The 21,287-nt window shown below is 63.6% G+C and carries 18 protein-coding genes and 2 pseudogenes; 12 read left to right on the forward strand and 8 right to left on the reverse strand.

Features of this window, described 5'->3' with window-relative positions; translation table 11 throughout:
• Nucleotides 1-220: 220 nt before the first annotated feature.
• From BGP02_RS14455 to BGP02_RS14465, 3 genes are all read right to left on the reverse strand, one after another.
• A complete protein-coding gene (locus BGP02_RS14455; protein ID WP_268567568.1) occupies nucleotides 221-1,159 on the reverse strand; it encodes an urea transporter in 939 nt (312 codons plus the stop codon).
• Nucleotides 1,160-1,445: 286 nt separating this feature from the next.
• Complete coding sequence (locus BGP02_RS14460) at nucleotides 1,446-3,164, reverse strand: glutamine--tRNA ligase/YqeY domain fusion protein (protein WP_268567569.1); 1,719 nt, start codon at nucleotides 3,162-3,164, stop codon at nucleotides 1,446-1,448.
• 109 nt (nucleotides 3,165-3,273) lie between these two features.
• A complete protein-coding gene (locus BGP02_RS14465; RefSeq protein WP_017234899.1) occupies nucleotides 3,274-3,471 on the reverse strand; it encodes a hypothetical protein in 198 nt (65 codons plus the stop codon).
• A 154-nt stretch (nucleotides 3,472-3,625) separates the two neighbouring features.
• Here BGP02_RS14465 and BGP02_RS14470 point away from each other — a divergent pair, with 154 nt between their 5' ends.
• The 9 genes from BGP02_RS14470 to BGP02_RS14510 all read left to right on the forward strand — a co-directional run bounded on the left by BGP02_RS14470 (nucleotide 3,626) and on the right by BGP02_RS14510 (nucleotide 14,361).
• Complete coding sequence (locus tag BGP02_RS14470) at nucleotides 3,626-4,141, forward strand: hypothetical protein (RefSeq protein ID WP_150563082.1); 516 nt, start codon at nucleotides 3,626-3,628, stop codon at nucleotides 4,139-4,141.
• A 554-nt stretch (nucleotides 4,142-4,695) separates the two neighbouring features.
• The gene (locus BGP02_RS14475; RefSeq protein ID WP_017234901.1) at nucleotides 4,696-4,929 is read left to right on the forward strand and encodes a hypothetical protein; all 234 of its coding nucleotides are present in this window, start codon (nucleotides 4,696-4,698) and stop codon (nucleotides 4,927-4,929) included.
• 100 nt (nucleotides 4,930-5,029) lie between these two features.
• Nucleotides 5,030-5,518, forward strand: coding sequence for a GNAT family N-acetyltransferase (locus tag BGP02_RS14480; protein WP_286798776.1), 489 nt, complete (start codon nucleotides 5,030-5,032; stop codon nucleotides 5,516-5,518).
• A gap of 86 nt (nucleotides 5,519-5,604) precedes the next feature.
• Entirely contained in the window at nucleotides 5,605-7,536 is a 1,932-nt protein-coding gene (locus tag BGP02_RS14485) for an ATP-binding cassette domain-containing protein (RefSeq protein WP_286798777.1), read from the forward strand.
• Between the two features lie 310 nt (nucleotides 7,537-7,846).
• Nucleotides 7,847-9,826, forward strand: a complete 1,980-nt coding sequence (locus BGP02_RS14490) for a DNA topoisomerase IV subunit B (RefSeq protein WP_017234904.1) — start codon at nucleotides 7,847-7,849, stop codon at nucleotides 9,824-9,826.
• Between the two features lie 108 nt (nucleotides 9,827-9,934).
• A complete protein-coding gene (locus tag BGP02_RS14495) occupies nucleotides 9,935-10,351 on the forward strand; it encodes a DUF4399 domain-containing protein (protein WP_017234905.1) in 417 nt (138 codons plus the stop codon).
• Nucleotides 10,335-11,297, forward strand: a complete 963-nt coding sequence (locus BGP02_RS14500; protein ID WP_017234906.1) for a lytic transglycosylase domain-containing protein — start codon at nucleotides 10,335-10,337, stop codon at nucleotides 11,295-11,297. Before BGP02_RS14495 ends, BGP02_RS14500 begins: the two co-directional genes overlap by 17 nt.
• A gap of 262 nt (nucleotides 11,298-11,559) precedes the next feature.
• Nucleotides 11,560-13,896 carry a DNA topoisomerase IV subunit A gene (parC, locus tag BGP02_RS14505; protein ID WP_017234907.1) on the forward strand — a complete coding sequence of 779 codons (2,337 nt, stop codon included), beginning with the start codon at nucleotides 11,560-11,562 and terminating at the stop codon, nucleotides 13,894-13,896.
• Between the two features lie 12 nt (nucleotides 13,897-13,908).
• The gene (locus tag BGP02_RS14510) at nucleotides 13,909-14,361 is read left to right on the forward strand and encodes a CopD family protein (protein WP_017234908.1); all 453 of its coding nucleotides are present in this window, start codon (nucleotides 13,909-13,911) and stop codon (nucleotides 14,359-14,361) included.
• A gap of 21 nt (nucleotides 14,362-14,382) precedes the next feature.
• Here BGP02_RS14510 and BGP02_RS14515 read toward each other — a convergent pair whose 3' ends face one another.
• The gene (locus BGP02_RS14515; RefSeq protein WP_286798778.1) at nucleotides 14,383-15,306 is read right to left on the reverse strand and encodes a LysR substrate-binding domain-containing protein; all 924 of its coding nucleotides are present in this window, start codon (nucleotides 15,304-15,306) and stop codon (nucleotides 14,383-14,385) included.
• Nucleotides 15,307-15,438: 132 nt separating this feature from the next.
• Between BGP02_RS14515 and BGP02_RS14520 the strand changes: the two genes are divergently transcribed.
• Nucleotides 15,439-16,707: an MFS transporter gene (locus tag BGP02_RS14520; protein WP_017234910.1), complete on the forward strand. Its 1,269-nt coding sequence runs from the start codon at nucleotides 15,439-15,441 to the stop codon at nucleotides 16,705-16,707.
• A 94-nt stretch (nucleotides 16,708-16,801) separates the two neighbouring features.
• On the opposite strand, the pseudogene BGP02_RS14525 reads toward BGP02_RS14520, so the two are convergent.
• Nucleotides 16,802-17,227, reverse strand: a pseudogene (locus tag BGP02_RS14525) (LysR substrate-binding domain-containing protein); the annotation flags it as partial.
• 1 nt (nucleotide 17,228) lies between these two features.
• Between BGP02_RS14525 and BGP02_RS14530 the strand changes: the two are divergent.
• Both BGP02_RS14530 and BGP02_RS14535 read left to right on the forward strand, forming a co-directional pair.
• Nucleotides 17,229-17,432: pseudogene (locus tag BGP02_RS14530) on the forward strand (SDR family oxidoreductase); the annotation flags it as partial.
• A 35-nt stretch (nucleotides 17,433-17,467) separates the two neighbouring features.
• Nucleotides 17,468-18,259, forward strand: coding sequence for an SDR family NAD(P)-dependent oxidoreductase (locus BGP02_RS14535; protein ID WP_261938800.1), 792 nt, complete (start codon nucleotides 17,468-17,470; stop codon nucleotides 18,257-18,259).
• Nucleotides 18,260-18,411: 152 nt separating this feature from the next.
• Here BGP02_RS14535 and BGP02_RS14540 read toward each other — a convergent pair whose 3' ends face one another.
• From BGP02_RS14540 to BGP02_RS14550, 3 genes are all read right to left on the reverse strand, one after another.
• Nucleotides 18,412-18,867 carry a RidA family protein gene (locus BGP02_RS14540; RefSeq protein ID WP_261938799.1) on the reverse strand — a complete coding sequence of 152 codons (456 nt, stop codon included), beginning with the start codon at nucleotides 18,865-18,867 and terminating at the stop codon, nucleotides 18,412-18,414.
• Between the two features lie 132 nt (nucleotides 18,868-18,999).
• Nucleotides 19,000-20,190, reverse strand: coding sequence for an aminotransferase-like domain-containing protein (locus BGP02_RS14545; RefSeq protein WP_286798779.1), 1,191 nt, complete (start codon nucleotides 20,188-20,190; stop codon nucleotides 19,000-19,002).
• A 141-nt stretch (nucleotides 20,191-20,331) separates the two neighbouring features.
• The gene (locus tag BGP02_RS14550; protein WP_150563076.1) at nucleotides 20,332-21,228 is read right to left on the reverse strand and encodes a DMT family transporter; all 897 of its coding nucleotides are present in this window, start codon (nucleotides 21,226-21,228) and stop codon (nucleotides 20,332-20,334) included.
• Nucleotides 21,229-21,287 lie beyond the last annotated feature (59 nt).

The following is a 21,287-nucleotide window of genomic DNA, read 5'->3' on the forward strand; positions in this document are numbered from 1 at the left end:
GGGCCGGGCTTCGGTGGTGCATCAGGAACGTCGGGGGGCGTTTGCGGGTGTCGGGGGAGAAGCCACACAATAAATAACGACCGCACGGCTCGGGAACGAGCAAGGGCAAGCCAAAACCACACGGGACAGCGAGCGGATGCTTCGCCGCGCAGACGGCAGTCTCGCAATACGGGGTGAACGATGAGCGAGTGCCCGGAACGTTAGCGTTTCGGGCATTTTTTTATGCGGAGATCGGTGGCCTTGGCCGGGCCGTCGCGCGAAGCATGGTCCATACCGCCAGATTGAACGGCAACGTAAAGTACGGCCAGCCGAACGGACCGAACACGGTGCCGAGCGCAACGCAAATGATGCAGGCCAGAAAGGCGCCCGCGAAGCGTACGGTTGGGCGATGTCCGAACATTCCTAGGCCGAGTGCAGCGAGAAACGCGTTGATGCCAATGCCCCCTGCCTGCGTGGCCATTGGCGGCCAAAGTGTCGCCAGTGCGGCGAGGCCCAACCAGACAGTGACGCCCGCCGCGAGCGCCCACAGCGTGGCGCGGGGGTTCCAGAGGGCCAGGACGTACCAGGTCAGCAGGCCCAGCACCAGTGGGGCGACGAAAACGACCTGACCGACCGAGCAGAAGACGAAACCCGGCGTGCCGGTGTCGCAGGCGAGTGCCCTGGCCTGCGGCAACCAATGCAGCCACCGCTGCATCGCCCAGGTGAGTGCCATCACACCCACGAATGGGCCGGTGAGGGCAGGTAGTGCATAACGCGAGAGGGTCGCGGTTGCGATCACGGTCAGGCAGACACAGACCGCCAGCCATGCGACGAACGTGGCGTCGGGTTGCCATAACGCGCCGAATGCAATACCGGTGAGGGTCGCGTTGTATCCCAATCGCCCGTTACGAAGCAGTGCGTGTGGCAGTCGCAGCGCGACCGCGAGGCACGACGCGGCGATACTCGCCGCCAGTCCTGTGATCGCAGCCGAGAGGTTGGCGAGGGCGAGTAGGACGAACAGCAACAATCCGACCCTTGCCGAAGGGACAAAATAAATCTGCGCAAAATTCGCCGCCATGCCGGGCAACGCATCGATCCACCCTCGGCGCTTGGCAGCGGCACGCGGCAGGGCCAAGGTCGCGGGCGAAGCAGGGGGCGGCGAAAGGTGAGGGATTGACATGGGCAATCGTGGAGAATCGCGCGAATCGGGCGAATCGGGGGGGGGCTCGCGGCATCCGGTGCACAGCGGCTGAGCGGTGGGCGAGCAATGGGCGCGAGCTTACGCCGAACTGGCGGTTTCGGGCGCGTCGGCGCCTTATATTAGGTATAGCGTTGGCATTGGGTCGGTAGTGCTCCGACAGCGCACAGGTATGGCGGCGGGGCTGTGTCTGACTGGCGCCCCAAAAAACAAAACCCGCGCACGAGGGCGCGGGTTGAGTGCTACGCGGAGAATTGCCGCAAAGCGTTTACTTGCCACCGCCCTTGGCCGGCTTGACCGCCCAACTGTCCTTAAGCGAGACGATGCGATTGAACACCGGCTTGCCCGGTGCCGAGTCCTGACGGTCGGCTACGAAGTAGCCGTGGCGCTCGAACTGCACGCGATCTTCCGGCGCAACACTCATCAGGCCCGGTTCGACGTAGGCCTGCGTGACGCGCTTGGCGTTCGGATTGATGGCGTCGAGGAAATTTTTGTCTCCCGTATCCGGATTCGGGTCGACGAACAGACGGTCGTAAATGCGCACCTCCGCCGCGAGCGCGTGCGGCGCGCTCACCCAGTGGATGTTGCCCTTGACCTTGTAGTTGTCGGCGCCCGGCGTACCTGATCGGCTGTCCTCGAAATACTGGCAATGCACGGCAGTGACGTTGCCATCGGCATCGGTATCGAAGCCCGTGCACTCCACCACGTAACCGTAGCGCAGTCGCACCTTGTTGCCGGGGAACAGGCGGAAGAAGCCCTTGACCGGCTCGGCCTGGAAGTCTTCGCGCTCGATCCAAAGCTCGCGCGAGATCGGGAACGTGCGCATGCCTCGCTCCGGCGCGTGAGGATGCACCGGCGCCTGGCAGTCTTCCTGCTTGCCTTCCGGATAGTTGTCGATGATCAGCTTGAGCGGGTCGAGCACCGCCGTCGCACGCGGTGCCTTCGGGTCGAGGTCGTCGCGCAGGGCTTGCTCGAGAACGCTCATGTCGATCCACGATGCCGACTTGGCTACGCCGATGCGCTCGCAGAACAACTGCAGGCTCTCCGGCGAGAAGCCGCGACGGCGCAGGCCGACGAGCGTGGGCATGCGCGGGTCATCCCAACCGTCGACGTGCTTTTCGTCGACCAGCTGGCGCAGCTTGCGCTTGCTCGTAATGGCGTAAGTCAGTTGCAGGCGCGCAAATTCGATCTGCTGCGGCATCGGCCGCTTGAACATGCCCGCGTCGGCCAGCTCGCCGAGTACCCAGTCGTAGAACGGACGCTGATCTTCGAATTCCAGCGTGCACAGGCTATGCGTGATGTTCTCGATGGCATCCTCCAGCGGATGCGCATAGGTGTACATCGGGTAGAGGCACCACGCGTCGCCGGTTCGGTGGTGGTGCGCATGACGGATCCGATAGATCGCCGGGTCGCGCAGATTGATGTTCGGCGAAGCCATGTCGATCTTGGCGCGAAGCACATGCGTGCCGTCGGCGAACTCGCCCGCGCGCATGCGACGGAACAGATCGAGGTTCTCCTCAACCGAGCGGTTGCGGAACGGCGAATCCTTGCCCGGCTCGGTGAGATTGCCGCGGCTGGCGCGCATGTCGTCGGCGCTCTGGCTGTCAACGTACGCCTTGCCGCGCTGGATCAGGATCTCGGCGCCCTGATAAAGCTGTTCGAAGTAGTCGCTCGCAAAGTAAAGGTGTTCCTTTTGCGGCGTCTGGTAGCTGAAGCCGAGCCACTTGACCATGTCGATGATCGAATCGACGTATTCGGTCTCTTCCTTCTCGGGGTTGGTGTCGTCAAAGCGCAGATGGCACACGCCATCGTAGTCGCGCGCCACGCCGAAGTTCAGGCAGATGGCCTTGGCGTGGCCGATGTGCAGATAACCGTTCGGCTCCGGCGGGAAACGCGTTTCGACGCGTTGGCCCCATTTGCCCGAGCGATTGTCTTCGTCAATGATGTTGCGGATGAAATTGGATGCCGCGTTCAGCTCTGTGCTCATGCCAGTCCAGTGTTCGGAGTTTGGCGAATATTCTACCGTACCGCACTGCACCACGGGCAGGCGTCGACACGCCCTGTCGACAAAGGCAAGTGATCTCGGCCCGCAGGCGTTACCCGTTGGACGCTTGGACCGATGTCCGCTGGCCCGGCCAAGCGGCGTAGGACAACAACCAGAGGGAGATGATGTTGACGACCGGGATGAAGGCCAGCACCGTGAACCAGGGGGATAGGCCGAGGCGGGTCAGAATCCGCCAGACGGGAACACCCACGAGCACGATAGCGACGAGCAAGCCAATGAGACTGGACATACGTTATCTCCCGATAGTCCCGCCGGCGGCGGGACGTGGCGCCAGATCCAAGTATATCGCGCGGATACGCCGTCGCCGCGCCTGGATTGTTCTATCCTGAAAGCACTGCCGGTCCTGCCGGCGGCTCCAAGAGTCACCCTCAAGGGAGAACATCATGGAACTGCACCTCCACTCGCATCGCTACACGCACCGCTCGCCCGACTGGGCCGCGGCCGCCGTTTCCGGTTTTGTCGCCTGCGCCTTCTTCTCGGCGGTGGAAATGCTGATGGTGCTGCTGGTCTCCGGCCAGAGCCCATGGGTGCCACCCCGCATGGTCGCCGCCATCGCGCTGGGGCCTGGCATCCTGACGCAGCCTGCTACGTTCGACCTGTCCATTGTGGCCATGGCGCTCATTGTCCACGCGGTCATCGGTGTCGTTCTGGGTGTGGTGCTTGGTGCGATCGTCGCCCCCTTCCGGCTGGATTCGGATGTGGTGACGGTGTCGGTGGCGGGGGCGATCTTCGGGCTGGCCGTGTACGCCGTCAATTTTTACGTCATGACGCAGTGGTTCCCATGGTTCGTCGCCTCGCGCGGCTGGACGATGGTGGCGGGACACGTGATCTTCGGCGCGTTCGCGGGCTATATGTATTGGGTGCTCGCCCAAATTGACGACCGCGCCGCCACGCCTTGACCTGACTTCGGCGCCGGTCTGCTTTGGTGTCGAGATAGCAATTTTCTGTTATCATTCGCTATCTGCACCGTTTTTTTCGTCAATTTCGAATTGAGCGGATAGCAGTCAAGCGAGGCATGCATAGCGGGGCCGGCTGAGTGCCTGTCCCGAGGTGGCCCGCGTGTGGCACGATTATCACTACAAATGTGCCGCACGACTTTGCTACCGCGTGCCACGCTGAACGCTTGGCGTGAATTCACGCGTCCAACGTTCTTGCCGTCGCCCTCGACTGGGCGACAGCGCATCGTTCCCCGAAACTGGAAGTCGTACAGAACGCCCTCATTGCGCCCGCATTGCGCAATGCCGGTGCGCATGTGGCCTTGCGCTACGTGACGCGTTCACCTGCACCGCCTGTCGTATGTCAGTCACGCGAATGTCGTGTGTTTGTCATGTTGAGCAGATAGGCTGCGTGCACTTCACGGAAACATTTGTGCAGATTTGCACTCTCATCACCGTAAGCCGATTCGAGAGGGATAGTTATCAGTCATATTTTTTGCAGTAAGAAGGATTCAAAAATGAAAACAACACAATTTCAAGAATTTCAGTACAGCGTGCGTGCCGTCGAGCGCGACAACGCTCGTTGGGACGCGTTCTACGAGATTCACCGCCCGACCCATGGCGGGTTGGAAAAAGTCGGGGCCTATCAGGTCCAGACCGCCTACGGCTTTGCCACGCAAGGCAACGCCCTCGACGACGCCGAGCGTAATGCCCGTGCCGACATCGAGCAGGGCATCGTCTACTTCCAGTAAGTCGATTTCCCCATTCATTCCCTGTGCGCGATGCCGGCATCGTTGTGTGGCGACGGTGCTATAGTCCCGCCTTTCGCAACGTATGGCCGGAGAGTCGGGAATGGAATGGATGTGCGAGTCGTTCGATGCGCTGGGCAGTTCCCTGCTTTACCGTATTCTGGCCGCGCGAAATGCCGTGTTCGTGGTCGAGCAGCAATGCCCGTATCAGGACATCGACGGACGCGACCCTCACAGCCTGCATCTCGTCGCGCAAGTGCGCGATGCGGCGGATGCGCTGCAGATTGCGGCGTATTTGCGGCTGTTGCCGCCCGGAGTGGCCTACGACGAAGCGTCGATCGGGCGTGTGATCACGGCGGCGTCGCATCGAGGCACCGGGCTCGGGCGCGAATTGCTGACGCGGGCCGTGGCGATCGCCGATGAGGCATGGCCGTTGGCGTCGCTGCGCATCGGGGCTCAGGCGCATCTCGAAGCGTTCTATGGCGCCTTCGGTTTCGTCAGGGCCAGTGAGCCGTATGACGAAGACGGCATTCTGCATATCGAAATGCTGCGTCCGCCGGCGGCGTCCAACAGCACAACCCTAAAGCCATAGCCAAGCCGTAGCCGTGCATTATCGGCCGGGCCCTCGCGCCCGGCACTACAATATCTCCCATCGTAGTTCTCCCGTTCCCCCGACACATGGCCTTGTATTCCATTTCGGGCGCCCAATTGGCGTTCGGTCACGTGGCATTGCTCGACAATGCCGATTTTTCGCTCGAAGCCGGTGAGCGCGTTGGACTTATCGGCCGCAACGGCGCCGGTAAGTCGTCGCTGCTCAAGATCGTGGCGGGCCAGATGGTTCCCGACGACGGCCTTGTGGCACGGCAGGCCTCACTCAATACCGTCTACGTGCCGCAGGAGCCTGAGTTCGATCCCGAACTGACGGTCTTCGACGCCGTCGCGCTTGGCCTCGGCGAATTGCATGGGCTGCTCTCCGACTACGAACGCACGGTGGACGCGCTTGCCGATGCCCCTGAGGGCGCCGAGCACGACGCGCTGCTCGCGCGGTTGAATACGTTGCAGGCGTCGCTCGACAACGCGGATGCGTGGCAATTCAAGACACGGGTGGAAACGACGGTTGCGCAACTCGGGCTCGATGGACACGCGCGCGTCGGGTCGCTCTCCGGCGGTATGCAAAAGCGTGTCTCGCTCGGGCAGGCCTGGGTGGCCAAACCCGACGTGCTGCTGCTCGACGAACCGACCAATCACCTCGATTTCGAAGCGATTCGCTGGTTGGAGGATTTGCTCATCGGCTATCGTGGCGCGCTATTGTTCATCACTCACGACCGTAGTTTCCTGGATCGTGTGGCCACGCGTATCGTCGAACTGGATCGTGGGCGTCTGCTCTCCTATCCGGGCAACTTCACCCAGTTTCAAGAGCGCAAGGCTGCGCAGCTCGAGATCGAGCGCGTGGAGAACGAGAAGTTCGACAAGCTGCTCGCGCAGGAAGAAGTGTGGATTCGCAAAGGTGTTGAAGCACGCCGTACGCGCAGCGTGTCGCGCATCGAGCGCCTGAAGACGATGCGTAGCGAACGTGCCGATCGCCGCGAGATTCAGGGCAATGTGCGCATGGATGTGGCGCAGACCGAGAAGTCCGGCAAGATCGTGGCCGAGCTGACCCATGTCACGAAGGCTTACGGCGAGCGTGTCATCGTGCGCGACTTTACGGCGACGCTCATGCGCGGCGACAAGGTCGGTCTGGTGGGCCCGAATGGCGTGGGCAAGACGACGATGCTCAAGCTCATTCTCGGCGAGATCGCGCCGGACAGCGGACAGATTCGTGTCGGTACCAATCTTCAGGTGGCGTACTTCGACCAGATGCGTGCGCAACTCGATCCCGAGAAGAGTCTGCTCGATACGATCAGCCCGGGCAGCGACTGGATCGAGATCAATGGCGCGCGCAAGCACGTCATGAGCTATCTCGGCGACTTCCTGTTCTCGCCGGAGCGCGCGCGCTCACCGGTGAAGTCGCTCTCGGGCGGCGAGCGCAATCGTCTGCTGCTCGCGCGCCTGTTCGCGCGCCCGGCCAACGTGCTCGTGCTCGACGAACCGACCAACGATCTGGACATCCCGACGCTCGAACTGCTCGAAGAGCTGCTCGAGGAATACAGCGGCACGGTGTTCCTCGTGAGCCACGATCGCACGTTCCTGGACAACGTCGTGACCTCGGTCATCGCGGCCGAAGGCGACGGCAACTGGCGCGAGTACGTTGGCGGGTTTACCGATTGGCAGGTACAGAGCCATCGGTCCGCTGCGCTCGCCGCGCAACGCGCCCCCGTCGAAGTCGCCGCGAAGGACACGGCAACCGCATCAAAGCGCCCTACGAGCCGCACCGCCAAACTCAGCTACAAGGAGCAGCGCGAACTCGACGGCCTGCCGGCGCGCATCGCCGCGTTGGAAACCGAGCAACAGGAAGTGGGGGCAAAGCTCGAAGACGGTTCGATCTATGCGAAAGATCCGGCTGCCGGTGCGGCGTTGTCCGAACGTTTCGAAGCGATTGAACTGGCGTTGCTCGATGCGCTCGAACGCTGGGAACTGCTCGAAGCCAAGCAGCGCGGCGATGGCGCGTAAGCGTCGGCATCCGGTCAGCGAGCGGCGAGCGGCCGTGGCCGTGGCCCGGCCGCGTTGCATGGTGCCGTTGGCGTTGTCACCCGATCACGTCGCGAGTGACAGTACAATAGGTCGCGATGCATCGGGCGCGGCTCGCCTCCGGACAACACCGGCCGGGCGCTGGGCGCGCTCAGCGTGCCCATTCTGTGGGCGCCGCAACTCAAGTCTTTGATACGGCGTCACTTTTGTCATGTGTTCATGGGTTTTCCCCGTGGTTGTCCACAGGAACTGTGGATAATCGCCGGGCGTCGTACCCTAATTCAGTCACGCTATGTCGAAAAAAAATACGCCTGCCCAATACAGCGAAGCGTCCATCAAGGTCCTGAAGGGCCTTGAACCGGTCAAGCAGCGCCCGGGCATGTACACCCGCACCGAAAATCCGCTGCACATCATTCAGGAAGTCATCGACAACGCCTCTGACGAAGCGCTTGGCGGTTACGGCAAGCAGATCCTCGTCACGCTGAACAAGGATGGTTCGGTGAGCGTCGAGGACGACGGCCGGGGTATTCCCGTCGGCATCCACCCGGAAGAGGGTGTGCCGGTCGTCGAGATCGTCTTTACGCGATTGCATGCGGGCGGCAAGTTCGACAAGGCGGCCGGTGGCGCCTACACCTTTTCGGGCGGCTTGCATGGGGTTGGCGTGTCGGTGACGAACGCCCTGGCCACGCGACTGGCCGTCACGGTCTGGCGCGACGGCCAGGTCTCCGAGCTGGAATTCGCCGATGGCGGCAACGTCGACGTGGCATTGCACTCGCGCGCCGCACAACGCGGCGAGAAGAAGAGCGGCACGCGCGTCACCGTCTGGCCCGATTTGAAGTACTTCGATAATCCCACGCTGCCGCTGAGCGAGCTGCAACGGTTGCTGCGCTCGAAGGCGGTGCTGCTGCCGGGCGTGCGCGTCACGTTGCGTCAGGAGAAGACCGGCGACGAGCAGACGTGGTGCTATGAGCATGGCTTGCGCGGCTATCTTGTCGAATCGCTGGGCGGCGCCGAGCCGCTGATTCCGCTGTTCGAGGACGAGCGCTTTGCCGATGGCAACGAGGACAGCTTCGCCGAAGGCGAGGGCGCGGCCTGGGTCGTGGCATGGACCGAAGACGGCGCGCCGGTGCGTGAGTCGTATGTCAACCTGATTCCGACACCGGCTGGCGGCACCCACGAATCGGGTCTGCGCGAGGGGCTGTTCCAGGCGGTGCGTGGTTTCATCGAACTGCACAATCTGCAGCCCAAGGGCGTGAAGCTGCTGCCGGAAGACGTCTTTTCGCGCGTGTCGTTCGTGTTGTCCGCGAAGGTGCTCGATCCGCAGTTTCAGGGGCAGATCAAGGAGCGCCTGAACAGCCGCGACGCCGTGCGTCTGGTGTCGTCCTTCACGCGTCCAGCGCTCGAGTTGTGGCTCAACCATCATGTCGAGCATGGCAAGAAACTGGCCGAACTCGTGATTCGTCAGGCGCAGGCGCGCACGCGCGCGGGCCAGAAGATCGAGAAGAAGAAGAGTTCCGGCGTAGCGGTGCTTCCGGGCAAGCTGACGGATTGCGAGACCGAAGACATCACGCGCAACGAACTGTTCCTGGTCGAGGGCGACTCGGCGGGCGGCTCGGCGAAGATGGGGCGGGACAAGGAGTTTCAGGCGATTCTGCCGCTGCGCGGCAAGGTCCTCAACACGTGGGAGACCGAGCGCGACCGACTCTTCGCGAACAACGAAGTGCACGACATCGCCGTGGCCGTCGGTGTCGACCCGCATGGCGCGAACGACACGCCTGACCTGTCGAATCTGCGCTACGGCAAGATCTGCATTCTCTCGGATGCCGACGTCGACGGCTCGCATATTCAGGTGCTGCTGCTCACGCTGTTCTTCCGCCATTTCCCGCAACTGATTGCGAAGGGTCATGTGTATGTGGCCCGCCCGCCGCTCTATCGCGTGGATGCGCCGGCCCGTGGCAAGAAGCCCGCACAGAAGCTCTACGCACTCGACGAAGGCGAACTGGAAGCGATCCTCGACAAGCTGCGCAAGGATGGCGTACGTGACACCGCATGGTCGATCAGTCGTTTCAAGGGGCTGGGCGAAATGAGTGCCGCGCAGTTGTGGGAAACCACCATGAATCCCGACACCCGCCGGTTGAGCCCCGTGGCGCTTGGCGGCCTCGATTTCGATGCGACCGTGGCGCGCATGAACATGCTCATGGGCAAGGGCGAGGCGGCGCAGCGTCGCAGCTGGCTCGAAGCCAAGGGCAATGAGGTGGAAGCCGACATCTGAGCGGATTCCCGGCATCGGTGCAGTGGCGGGTGCCTCACGCGCCGGCAGGCCAGCGTGAGCGCTCACATCGTGGGATAATCCACCCTTCACCCTTCCGGGAGTCGCGTTATGTTGCGTTCCATGCGTTGCCTTTTTGTGTCGCTGTTGGTTGCCGGCGCAAGCGCCACCGCGCTGGCACAGTCGGCTCAGCCGCGCGTCTTCTTTGTGGCGCCGGCGGACGGCGCAACGGTGTCGAACCCGGTCGCGGTCCATTTCGGCGTCGAGGGCATGGCGATCAAACCGGCAGGCGACATGACGCCCAACACCGGTCATCACCATCTCATCATCGACGGCGATTCCATTCCCGCAGGTCAGGTTGTCCCCACGGACGACACGCACCTGCATTTTGGTAAAGGCCAGACCGAAACGAGCGTCAATCTGACGCCCGGCGATCACACGTTGACGTTGCAGTTCGCCAACGGTGCTCACCAATCGTACGGTCCCGCCATGAGCCAGACCATCAAGGTGCATGTCAAAGGTCGGTAACTTCACCGTTTCGATGGCGCGCCGCATTCGAGCGATCAGCCGACATTGCGCGCCGCGACGTTTCGTCGGGCCCGCGCTGGCCGCCGCGCTGCTTGTCGCGACGCCATTCGCACACGCCGAACTCTATGGTTATGTCGATGAGAACGGCGTCGCCCATCTCGCGGCACGCAAGCTCGACGCGCGTTATCGTCCGGTCGTCGGGGCGGGCGGCAACGTCGACCTGCGTGCGTCGCACGGCGATACGGCCAGTGGCGTGGATCGCTCGCGCCTGTACGATGCCCTCGCCCGACATCCCAATCTGAAGACGCTGGCGCCCGTGATCGCGCAGGCTGCGCAGCGTTATCACGTCGATGTGGCGTTGCTCAAAGCGGTCATTGCGGCGGAGTCGGGATTTGATAGCGCCGCAGTGTCACCCAAAGGCGCCGTTGGCTTGATGCAAGTGCTTCCGTCAACGGGCGAGCGCTACGGCGTGCGCGCAGACGCGCGACGCACGGTCGCCGACAAGCTCGCCGATCCGCGGACGAATGTGCTGACCGGAGCCCGCTATCTGCGTGATCTGCAAACGCGTTATCCCGACCGTCTCGAACTGGTGCTCGCGTCGTACAACGCGGGCGAGGGGGCGGTGGCGCGTCACGCCGACCAGATCCCGCCGTATGCCGAAACGCGCGACTACGTGGCGACCGTGCTCGCCCTTTATCGACGCTTCGATCCCGATGCGCCCGCGCTGGGGCAGGGCGGCGGGGCGATACGTATGAGCGGGGCGAGCCCGGGCGGCGCTCACGTGGGGCGCGTTGGCGGTGCGCGCGTGAGCGGCTCGCGCGACGGTCGCATCCACGTCATTCTGGGTGCGCCGGCCGGACTGCCCGTCGTGCCGGCTGCTATGCCGAATGCGTCGGTACGAGCATCGGCGCAAGGGGCGCTGTCGTCTTCGCCAACGATCGATTGAGGCACCCCAGCAACGCCGCCAGGGGCGGCGTCACGAAGGCGCCAGCGGCGCTGTCGCCTGTCGATCCCCACGGTCTGACGCTCGGATTTGTCCGAAATGCGTGCGCAATCCCGCCGATTCCCGCGTCCTCCGATCCGAAAACACGTCTCGCTTTGCCAATCGGACGTGTTTTTGCCGAAATGTGCCGACGAGCTTGGTATGATCTCGCGGTCAACGTCTCCCCGAACTCTCGTCAAACGTTCGCAGCAAACCCATAGGTTTTATGGAACAAGTAGAAGATCTCTTTACGCAACCGTCGGATGACGACACGCTGACGCTTGGCGCATATGCCGAGCGTGCCTATCTGGACTATGCGATCAGTGTTGTCAAAGGCCGTGCACTGCCGGATGTGTGCGACGGCCAGAAGCCGGTGCAGCGCCGGATTCTGTTTGCAATGAATGAAATGGGCCTCGCGGCCGACGCCAAGCCGGTGAAGTCGGCGCGCGTGGTCGGCGATGTGCTCGGCAAGTTTCACCCGCACGGCGACCAGTCCGCCTATGACGCGCTGGTGCGTCTCGCGCAGGACTTCTCCATGCGCTATCCGCTCATCGACGGCCAGGGTAATTTCGGCTCGCGCGACGGTGACGGCGCGGCGGCCATGCGTTACACCGAAGCGCGTCTGACGCCGATCGCGAAGCTGTTGCTAGACGAGATCGACGCGGGCACCGTGGACTTCGTGCCGAACTACGACGGCTCGACGCAGGAGCCGAGACTATTGCCGGCGCGGCTGCCGTTCGTGCTGCTCAACGGAGCGTCGGGGATTGCGGTGGGGCTCGCGACGGAAATTCCGTCGCACAATCTGCGCGAAGTTGCGTCGGCGGCGGTTGCCCTGATTCGTAACCCGAAGCTCGACGACGCCGAATTGATGACGCTCGTGCAGGGACCGGACTTCCCCGGCGGAGGCCAGTTGATTTCGAGTGCGGCGGAAATTCGCGCGGCCTACGAAAGCGGCCGTGGCAGCCTCAAGATGCGCGCGCGCTGGAAGATTGAGGAGATGGCGCGAGGTCAGTGGCAGGCGGTGGTCTATGAGCTGCCGCCGAACACGTCGGGTCAGAAGGTGCTCGAGGAAATCGAGGAAATCACCAACCCAAAGGTCAAGCTCGGCAAGAAGACGCTCACGCCCGAGCAGCAGAATCTCAAGCAGTCGATGCTCGGCATGCTCGATGCGGTTCGCGACGAATCGGGCAAGGACGCCCCCGTGCGACTGGTGTTCGAGCCGAAGTCGAGTCGCATCGACCAGCAGGAATTCATCACGATGCTGCTCGCGCACACGAGCCTTGAGTCGAGCGCGTCGGTCAACCTCGTGATGGTCGGCGCCGACGGCCGCCCGACGCAGAAGTCGCTGCGCGACATTCTGTCCGAGTGGATTGGATTCCGCTTCGAGACGGTCACACGTCGTTCGCGCCACCGTCTGGGCAAGGTCGACGACCGGATTCACATCCTCGAAGGCCGGATGATCGTCTTCCTGAATATCGACGAAGTCATCCGCATCATTCGCGAGTCCGACGAGCCGAAAGCCGCGCTGATGAGCGCGTTCGGGTTGAGCGAGCGTCAGGCGGAAGACATTCTGGAAATCCGTCTGCGTCAGCTGGCGCGTCTGGAAGCGATCAAGATCGAGCAGGAGCTGGCGTCGTTGCGCGACGAGAAGGCGAAGCTCGAAGAATTGCTCGCCAACGACAGCACGATGAAGCGTTTGATCATCAAGGAAATCGAAACCGACGCGAAGCAGTTCGGTGACGATCGCCGCACGCTGATTCAGGAAGAGAAGCGAGCCGTGGCCGAAGCGCGTGTGGTCGACGAGCCGGTAACGGTCGTGGTGTCCGCCAAGGGGTGGGTGCGCGCGCTCAAGGGCCATGGCCTCGATGCACAAGGCTTCTCATTCAAGCAGGGCGACGCGCTGTATGGCGCGTTCGAATGCCGCACCGTGGATCCGCTGATCGCGTGGGGCAGTAATGGCCGCGTCTATTCGGTGGCCGTGGCGCTATTGCCGGGCGGGCGGGGCGACGGCGTACCGCTCACGTCGTTGATCGAACTGGAGTCGGGCTCGCGCTTGCTGCATTACTACGCGGCGTCGGGCGAGCAACCGCTGCTGCTGGCAACGTCGACGGGCTTCGGTTTCACGACGAAGCTGGGCGATATGGTCAGTCGAGTGAAGGCCGGCAAGTCGTTCATGACCATCGACGAAGGTGCGGCACCGCTGGCCCCCACGCCGATTTGGCAGGGTGCCAGCGCGGTGGCGTGCCTGTCGAGCGACGGTCGTCTGCTCGTGTTCGGCATGGACGAAATGAAGTCGCTCACGGGCGGCGGACGCGGTGTCACGCTGATCGGTCTCGATGACAAGCAGACGCTGGTGTCGGTCGTGCCGATCGGCGAAGCGGGCGTTACCGTGTATGGCGAAGTGCGCGGAGGCAAGCTTCAGGCCGAGACGCTCTCTGGGCCGTCGCTCGCCCCGAACATCGGCAAGCGCGCCCGCAAGGGACGTGCGCCCGCAGTCAAGTTCGCGACGTTCAAGCCGCGTTCGCTCGAGCCGGTACTGCCGGCCGCCCCTTCGGCATCCTGACGGGAGTCACGCATGAACGTTTATGCCTTGAGTTTGTTCTTGCATCTGGTGAGTGTGGCGGTCTGGATCGGGGGGATGTTCTTTGCGCTCGCCTGCCTGCGTCCGGCGTCCTCCGAATTGTCGCCGCAGCAACGTCTGCCGTTATGGGAGGCGGCGCTCTCGCGCTTTTTCACCTGGGTCGGCGTGGCCATCGTTCTGATCCTGCTGTCGGGCGGACACATGATGCTCGGGATGGGCGGCATGCACGCCCGTTGGCCCGTGCATGCGATGGCCGGCATTGGCGTGGTGATGATGCTCGTCTTCGGTCACATTCGCTTTGCGCTGTTTCCGCGTCTGCAACGCGCGGTGCAGGCGCAGTCGTGGCCGGACGGCGCTGCCGCGGTCAATGGGATCCGGCGGCTCGTGATCCTGAATCTAGTATTGGGCGTCGTCGTCATCGGTCTGGCAGCGTCGCTGCGCGGCTGATTGTGCGGGCCTCGCGGGACCTCATGCGCCAGGCGGCGTCGTCTCATGAAGGCGGCCCGCCACTTCGCGGCAAATCGCGACGAACGCCTGCACCAATGGGCTCGCGTCGTCGCGACGCTTGGCCAGCAGCAGGGGCGTGTGCGCGTCGGGCTCGCTAAGGTCAATGAAGCATGCGCCCTCGATCTGGATGCATCGCACGGCGGCCGGGAGTATCGCCACGCCCAGCCCGCTCGCCGCGAGTGCCACGATGGTGGTCGACTCGCGTGCTTCCTGTACGACGCGCGGCGAAAAACCAGCCCGCTCGCACATCCGCCGTATTTTTCCATCGATCGCCGTGCCCACATCGTGCGGATGCATGATGAACGCCTCATGGGCGAGGTCGGCCATGGACAAGCTTGCGCGCCCTGACAGCGCATGACCCTGGTGCAAGACCACGACCAGCGCTTCGTCGATCAATGTCTCGAAACTGAGCCCCGCGATTGGCGGCGCGTCGTCCGCCTGACGCACCAGGCCAATGTCCAGCGTGCGCTCGGTGAGCGCGTCCCGTTGCCGCTCCGAAGGCGATTCGATCAACGTCAGCGTCACGCGCGGATATCGCAGGCGATAGCCGGTGAGGACCCGTTTCATCAGGTTCGTCATCGGTGCGGACGTCGTGAACGCGATGCGCAATTCCCCGGCGTCGAGTCCCGCAATCTGTTGCACTTCCTGACGGGCGGCTTCCGCGTCGGCGAGGATCTGACGCGCCCGCACGAGGAACGCCCGCCCGGCGGTGGTCAGGAAAACGCGTCGCTGTGCGCGCTCGAAGAGCGCCACGCCCAATTCGTCCTCCAACGCACGGATCTGCATCGAGAGCGGCGGCTGGCCGATATTGAGCTTCTGCGCCGCACGGCTGAAATGCAACGCTTCAGCGACGGCCACGAAGTAGCGCAGATGACGCAGTTCCATGCTTCAGTCCTCGATTGATCTGTTTTATATATGGAAATATCGCGTAAATATATATTGGACGTGGGGTAACGGCAAACCTATGATTCGACGTATACATTTCCCCCCAAGTCTCGCGTGAGTCGCTCCAGCGTCATGGCATCAACGAACTCCCTTTCTCTTCCCAATGGCGCCGCCGCAGGCGTCGGCACGCCGGCATCCAAGCTTCCGGCGGGTGTCGCGCGCGGCACTCGTGAATATGCCGTCATCAGCCGAGCCCTCTTTTTCGGCGGGTTCTCGACGTTTGCCCAGCTGTACTGCATGCAGTCGCTGTTGCCGCTGCTGACCACGACGTTCGGCATCACGCCGGCACAGGCGAGTTGGTCGGTCTCGGCAGCCACGATGATGATGGCGCTGGGTCTGCTCGTGACCTGTGTCGCCGCAGATCGTGTGAGCCGCAAGCGCATGATGACCATTGCGCTGCTCAGTTCGTCGGTGCTCACGCTTGCGAGTGCGTTCTCTACCAACTTCGAGACGATCGTCATCCTTGGCGCCCTCAAGGGCTTGGCGCTCTCCGGACTGCCCGCCATCGCAATGGCATACCTGAGCGAGGAAATCGATCAGCGCTCGCTCGGAATGTCGATGGGGCTCTACATTGGCGGGAACATTCTCGGTGGCATGGCCGGACGCGTGCTGTCTGCGTTGATTGCCGACCTGTTCTCGTGGCGCGTGTCGGTGGCGGTGATCGGGCTGGTCTGTCTGGCGATGGGGCTGGAGTTCGCCCGCAGCCTGCCGCATTCGCGTCGTTTTTCGCCGCGCGACATGACGGTTCGCGAAGCGATCGGACATGCGCGGCGGCACCTCGGTGATCCGGCGCTGCTCGGCCTGTACCTGTTCGCCGGCCTGATGATGGGCAGCTTCGTGAGCGTCTACAACTATCTGGGCTTTCACCTGTCGGCGCCGCCGTTCCATCTGCCGCACGCCGCCATTGGGGCGATCTTTGCGATGTATCTGATCGGCGTGATTGGCTCGTTCATCGCGGGACCGCTGTCGGATCGCGTGGGACGTCCTCGACTGCTGTGGGTGCTGGTGGCGTTGGCGTTCGTGGGACTGGTGACCCTGCTGGCGTCGCAAGTGCTGGGCGTGGTGATCGGTCTCGCGATTTTTACGTTCGGCTTCTTTGGGGCGCATACCGTCGCCAGCAGTTGGGTGGGGCGCCGCGCGACCGAAGGGCGGGCGATCGCCTCGGCGCTGTACCTGTTTTTCTACTACATGGGCTCCAGCCTGCTCGGCAGCTACTCGGGTGTCATGCTCAAGGCGCACGGCTGGCACGGCGTGATTGCCCTGCTGGCGGTGGCGGTCGTGCTGTCGCTCGCTGTCGCGATAGCCATGCGGCGCGCATACGGCAGCGGCAAGCCGCGCTGATCGTCACCGGCAACGCGCGCCAACGCGCAGAACGATTCCCCGGTCCCTGAGCCGGAACGTCCGAGCACGCCGAACATAGGCGCGTGACGCGCGATCAGCGCGTCGCCGGCGCGATGCCCACCTCGTTTCCGTCACCCCGATCCCATGGGGGCACACCGCCGAACGCACCGACCAGGAAGTCGATCATGACGCGCACGCGCGCGCTGAGGTGTCGGCGGCTCGGGTACATGGCGAGTATGTCGATTTCAGGCAGACGATAGTCGGGCAGCACCTGAACGAGCTTGCCCGCACGCAGATCGTTGCCGATCAGGAACGTGGGTTGCCAGATGATGCCTCGTCCGGCCAACGCCGCCGCGCGCGCGGTATCGCCGTTATTGGTATGCATGTGGCAGTCGACCCGCACGGCGTGGGTCTTGCCGCCACCGTCGATCAGTTGCCACTCGTCGCCGGTGGCCGCATACGTGTACCCGATACAGCGATGCGTGATCAGGTCCGCCGGCACGGTTGGATGTCCGTCGCGGTCGATCATCTTCACGTCGACGTTCGTGGGTTACTCGTTCGCGTTTCCCGGCACGGCAGCCTACGCGGTGAGCAAGGCGGGGCTGATCGGGTTGACGCAGGCGCTTGCCGCCGAGTACGGTGCGCAGGGTGTGCGCGTCAACGCCGTGTTGCCCGGCGCCGTGGACACGGAGATGTATCGCGACATGAACGACACCGACGCGTCGCCATCTCAATGCATTCACTGAAAAGGAAATCTCTCATGGACCTGCAATTGAAGGGCAAACTCGCGCTGGTCAGCGGAAGCACGGCCGGCATCGGTCTCGCCATTGCCAGCACACTGGCGCAGGAAGGCGCGCGTGTGATCGTCAATGGTCGCGCCCAGTCATCGGTTGACGACGTCGTTGCGCAACTCAAAGCGGACACCGGCGGCGAGGTGTACGGATTTGCGGGGGATCTCAGTACGGCTGCGTCAGCGGACGAACTCGCGCGGCGCTTTCCGAACGTGGAGATTCTGGTCAATAACCTGGGCATCTTCGAGCCCAAGCCGTTTGAAGCCATTCCCGACGAGGACTGGCGGCGTTTCTTCGACGTCAACGTGCTGAGTGGAGTGCGTTTGGCGCGTCTGTTCCTGCCGGCGATGCGGCAGGCAAACTGGGGGCGCATTATTTTCATTTCGAGCGAAAGCGCCGTACAGATTCCCGCTGAAATGATCCACTACGGGATGACGAAGACCGCGCAGCTTGCGGTCTCGCGTGGGCTCGCGGAAGCGGTTGCCGGCACGGGCATTACCGTCAATAGCGTGCTGCCGGGGCCGACTAAATCGCGGGGCGTGGGGGAATTCGTGGAGACGCTCGCAAAGGCCGACGGCAAATCGTTCGAAGCGTTCGAAAAGGAATTCTTCGAAACCGTACGTCCCACATCGCTCATCAAGCGATTCGGTTCGCCGCAGGAAATTGCGTCCCTCGTCGCATACGTCGCCAGTCCGCTGTCGTCGGCGACGACAGGCGCCGCGTTGCGAGCCGATGGGGGCGTGATCAAGAGCGCCTTCTAGACCCACACGAGCGTTGGGCCGGCGCTGCCCAGTGCTGGCTCGATGAAGGGGCGACGGGGGTGGTTGTAGTTAGAGGAGGGAGACGGCCGTAAGGCGGCACGCCTCCCATCACAACGCCATGCGTCGAGCGTCAGGCGGTCATCGAACGAGGGTCAGGCGAGTTCGGCGATCAGCTCGATCTCGACGCAGGCGCCCAGCGGGATCTGTGCGACGCCGAAAGCCGAACGCGCGTGCTTGCCGGCATCGCCGAAGACTTCCGCGATCAGTTCCGACGCGCCGTTCGTCACCAGGTGCTGATCGGTGAAGTCCAGCGTCGAGTTGACGAGGCTCATTAGTTTCACGACACGCTTGACCTTGTTCAGGTCACCCGTGTGCGCGTGCAGCGTGGCGATCAACTCGATGGCCACGGCGCGTGCCGCGGCTTTGCCTTCGTCGACGCTCACGTCCTGGCCGAGCTTGCCCGTCCAGATCTTGCCGTCTTTCTTGGGCAGGTGGCCCGAGAGGAACACGGTGTTGCCGGTCTGCGCACTCATCACGTAGGCGGCGGCGGGCGCGCCAGCGGTCGGCAGTTCAATACCCAGTTGCTTCAGTTTGTCGTAGACGGACATGTACGGCTTCCTTGCAGATACGTTGGGCCGGACCGAGACATCGGCCCGACAGGTGGGTTGAAAGTGGGCCGATGACCGCGTCCGTCGGCGACCGGCCTGAATCGCTTCAGGCCGGCAGGGGCGACAAACGGATCAGGCCGCGCGCCGCGCGAGCGCTTCGGCGACGAGCGCCCCGAGGCGCGCAACGCCTACCTCGATTTTCTCGGGCGGCACGGTGACGAACGACAGCCGCAGCGTATTCGAGGGCGGCGTGCCGACATAGAACGGCGCGCCGGGCACGAAGGCGACATTCTGCGCAATCGCTTTATCCAGCAACTGCATGGTGTCGATGCCGGCGGGCAATGTCAACCAAATGAACATGCCGCCGGCCGGTGGGGTCCAGGTGGTGCCCGTCGGCATGTGCTTAGCCAGTGACGCGAGCATCGCCTTCGCCTGCGCGGCGTAGAGCGTGCGGATCGACGGGATGTGCGTGTCCAGGAAGCCGTCTTTCACGACCTCGTAGGCAATGCGCTGCGTGAGACTCGGTGTGTGCAGGTCGGCGGCCTGTTTGGCCTGCACCAGCTTGGCGATCACTGCCTGTGGGCCGATGATGAAGCCGAGGCGCAGCCCCGGCGCGAGCACCTTCGAGAACGATCCCATGTAAAGCACATGCGCCGGGGCGAGCGACATGAGGCTCGGCAGGCGCTGGCCTTCATAGTCGAGTTCGCCATACGGATCGTCTTCGATGATCGCCAGGCCGTCGCGCTTGGCAACGGCGGCCAGCGCTTCGCGGCGCGCCATCGGCAGGCGGCGTCCGGTCGGGTTCTGGAAGTTCGGCATGGCATACAGGAAGCGCGCACCCTTCGTTTGCTCGGGCGTGAGCGCCTCGGGCAGCAGACCGTGGTCGTCGGTCGGCACCGGCACATACGTCGGAGCGAACAGCGAGAACGATTGCAGCGCGCCCAGATAGCTCGGCGCTTCGACCAGCACGCGGCTGCCTTCGTCGATGAAGATCTTGCCGATCAGGTCCAGGCCCTGCTGCGACCCGGTGGTGATCAGCACGTTCTCGGGCGCGAGCGTCAGGCCGTCGCGCGAGTAGCGCTTCGCGATCCATTCGCGCAGCGGAGCGAAACCTTCGGTGGCGCTGTATTGCAGTGCGGCCTGCGGCGAGTCGGTCAGTACGCGCTCGGCGGCTGCGCGCATGCGCTCGATGGGGAAGGTCGCGGGCGACGGCAGGCCGCCGGCGAACGAAATGACGTCCGGGTGCTCCGTGACCTTGAGGATTTCGCGAATCGCCGAGCTGGTCAGATGGCGGGCACGTTCGGAATATTGCCAATCATGCATGAGGGTCTCGCTTTGAGAGGGCGGCCGGATCGACCGGCCGCTGATATCGGGCGTTGCGCGTGCCGAGCGCGTGGGGGCTGGCGCAAACGCCTGGGGGGAGACGCGTCGCGGGGCAGGGATCGCATGCGCCGCGACGTGCCTTCAGACCGGTTTGCCCGTGAGTCGCGAGGCGCCGATCTTCATGTGCTTGCCGAGTGCGATAGTCAGGACGACGCCCGCGGCGAAGAGCCACGTTGCCGTGTCGACGTGTTCGCCGAAAAAGAGGGCGGACAGCGCAATCGTAAAGAAAATCTGAAGCAATTGTACTTGGCCCACGCGTGCGATGCCGCCCATGGCCAGACCCGCATACCACGCGAAGAAGCCGATGAACTGTGAGAAGAGCGTCACGTAGGCGAACGCACCCCATGCCTTGCCGCTGACCGGCCACGGCTGATGCCACGCCAGCCAGCCCACCGGCAGCACCAGCACTGGCGCCGACACCACGAGCGCCCAACAGATCACCTGCCACCCGCCCATCTCGCGGGCGAGCTTGCCGCCCTCGGCATAGCCGAGCGCACCGATGACCACCGCCAGCAGCATCAGCCCATCGGCCGCATGCAGACTGCCGCCCCCGGCGCGCAGCGCGAAGGCCATCACCAGCACGCTGCCGGCGAGGGCACAGCCCCAGAACCCGCGCGACGGACGCTCGCCGCCGAGCCAATAGGCGTAGATCGCGACACAGAACGGCTGCAAGCCGTTGACGACCGCGCCGTGCGACGCCGGAATCGTCTTCATCGCCCATGCGGAAAACACCGGGAACGCAATGATCACGCCCAACGAGGTGATGGCGAGACTCTTGATCTGGCGTGGCGTGGGCCACGCCTCGCGACGCCACCAGAGCAGGGCGCCCGCAAACACGGAGGCGACCAGCGCGCGCCCCAGCCCATTGAGCAACGGGTTGACTTCCGCGACGACAATGCGTGTCATCGGCAACGTCAGGCTGAAGATCAGCACACCGATCAGTCCGATCAGCATGCCCCGGGATTCACGCGAATTCATGGTGTCGCCTCGTATGTCTGGTTCTGCGTCATCCGCCCGTCATGCGGTGTGCCGGGCGT

Origin of the sequence: Pandoraea sp. 64-18 (assembly GCF_001899225.1) — a bacterium.
Taxonomy (GTDB): domain Bacteria; phylum Pseudomonadota; class Gammaproteobacteria; order Burkholderiales; family Burkholderiaceae; genus Pandoraea; species Pandoraea cepalis.

Bases quoted from the DNA above. Each gene is read 5' to 3' on its own strand.
- BGP02_RS14455 (WP_268567568.1), bottom strand. From the start codon at position 1,159: ATGTCAATCCCTCACCTTTCGCCGCCCCCTGCTTCGCCCGCGACCTTG.
- BGP02_RS14460 (WP_268567569.1), bottom strand. From the start codon at position 3,164: ATGAGCACAGAGCTGAACGCGGCATCCAATTTCATCCGCAACATCATT.
- BGP02_RS14465 (WP_017234899.1), bottom strand. From the start codon at position 3,471: ATGTCCAGTCTCATTGGCTTGCTCGTCGCTATCGTGCTCGTGGGTGTT.
- BGP02_RS14470 (WP_150563082.1), top strand. From the start codon at position 3,626: ATGGAACTGCACCTCCACTCGCATCGCTACACGCACCGCTCGCCCGAC.
- BGP02_RS14475 (WP_017234901.1), top strand. From the start codon at position 4,696: ATGAAAACAACACAATTTCAAGAATTTCAGTACAGCGTGCGTGCCGTC.
- BGP02_RS14480 (WP_286798776.1), top strand. From the start codon at position 5,030: ATGGAATGGATGTGCGAGTCGTTCGATGCGCTGGGCAGTTCCCTGCTT.
- BGP02_RS14485 (WP_286798777.1), top strand. From the start codon at position 5,605: ATGGCCTTGTATTCCATTTCGGGCGCCCAATTGGCGTTCGGTCACGTG.
- BGP02_RS14490 (WP_017234904.1), top strand. From the start codon at position 7,847: ATGTCGAAAAAAAATACGCCTGCCCAATACAGCGAAGCGTCCATCAAG.
- BGP02_RS14495 (WP_017234905.1), top strand. From the start codon at position 9,935: ATGTTGCGTTCCATGCGTTGCCTTTTTGTGTCGCTGTTGGTTGCCGGC.
- BGP02_RS14500 (WP_017234906.1), top strand. From the start codon at position 10,335: ATGTCAAAGGTCGGTAACTTCACCGTTTCGATGGCGCGCCGCATTCGA.
- parC (WP_017234907.1), top strand. From the start codon at position 11,560: ATGGAACAAGTAGAAGATCTCTTTACGCAACCGTCGGATGACGACACG.
- BGP02_RS14510 (WP_017234908.1), top strand. From the start codon at position 13,909: ATGAACGTTTATGCCTTGAGTTTGTTCTTGCATCTGGTGAGTGTGGCG.
- BGP02_RS14515 (WP_286798778.1), bottom strand. From the start codon at position 15,306: ATGGAACTGCGTCATCTGCGCTACTTCGTGGCCGTCGCTGAAGCGTTG.
- BGP02_RS14520 (WP_017234910.1), top strand. From the start codon at position 15,439: ATGGCATCAACGAACTCCCTTTCTCTTCCCAATGGCGCCGCCGCAGGC.
- BGP02_RS14535 (WP_261938800.1), top strand. From the start codon at position 17,468: ATGGACCTGCAATTGAAGGGCAAACTCGCGCTGGTCAGCGGAAGCACG.
- BGP02_RS14540 (WP_261938799.1), bottom strand. From the start codon at position 18,867: ATGTCCGTCTACGACAAACTGAAGCAACTGGGTATTGAACTGCCGACC.
- BGP02_RS14545 (WP_286798779.1), bottom strand. From the start codon at position 20,190: ATGCATGATTGGCAATATTCCGAACGTGCCCGCCATCTGACCAGCTCG.
- BGP02_RS14550 (WP_150563076.1), bottom strand. From the start codon at position 21,228: ATGAATTCGCGTGAATCCCGGGGCATGCTGATCGGACTGATCGGTGTG.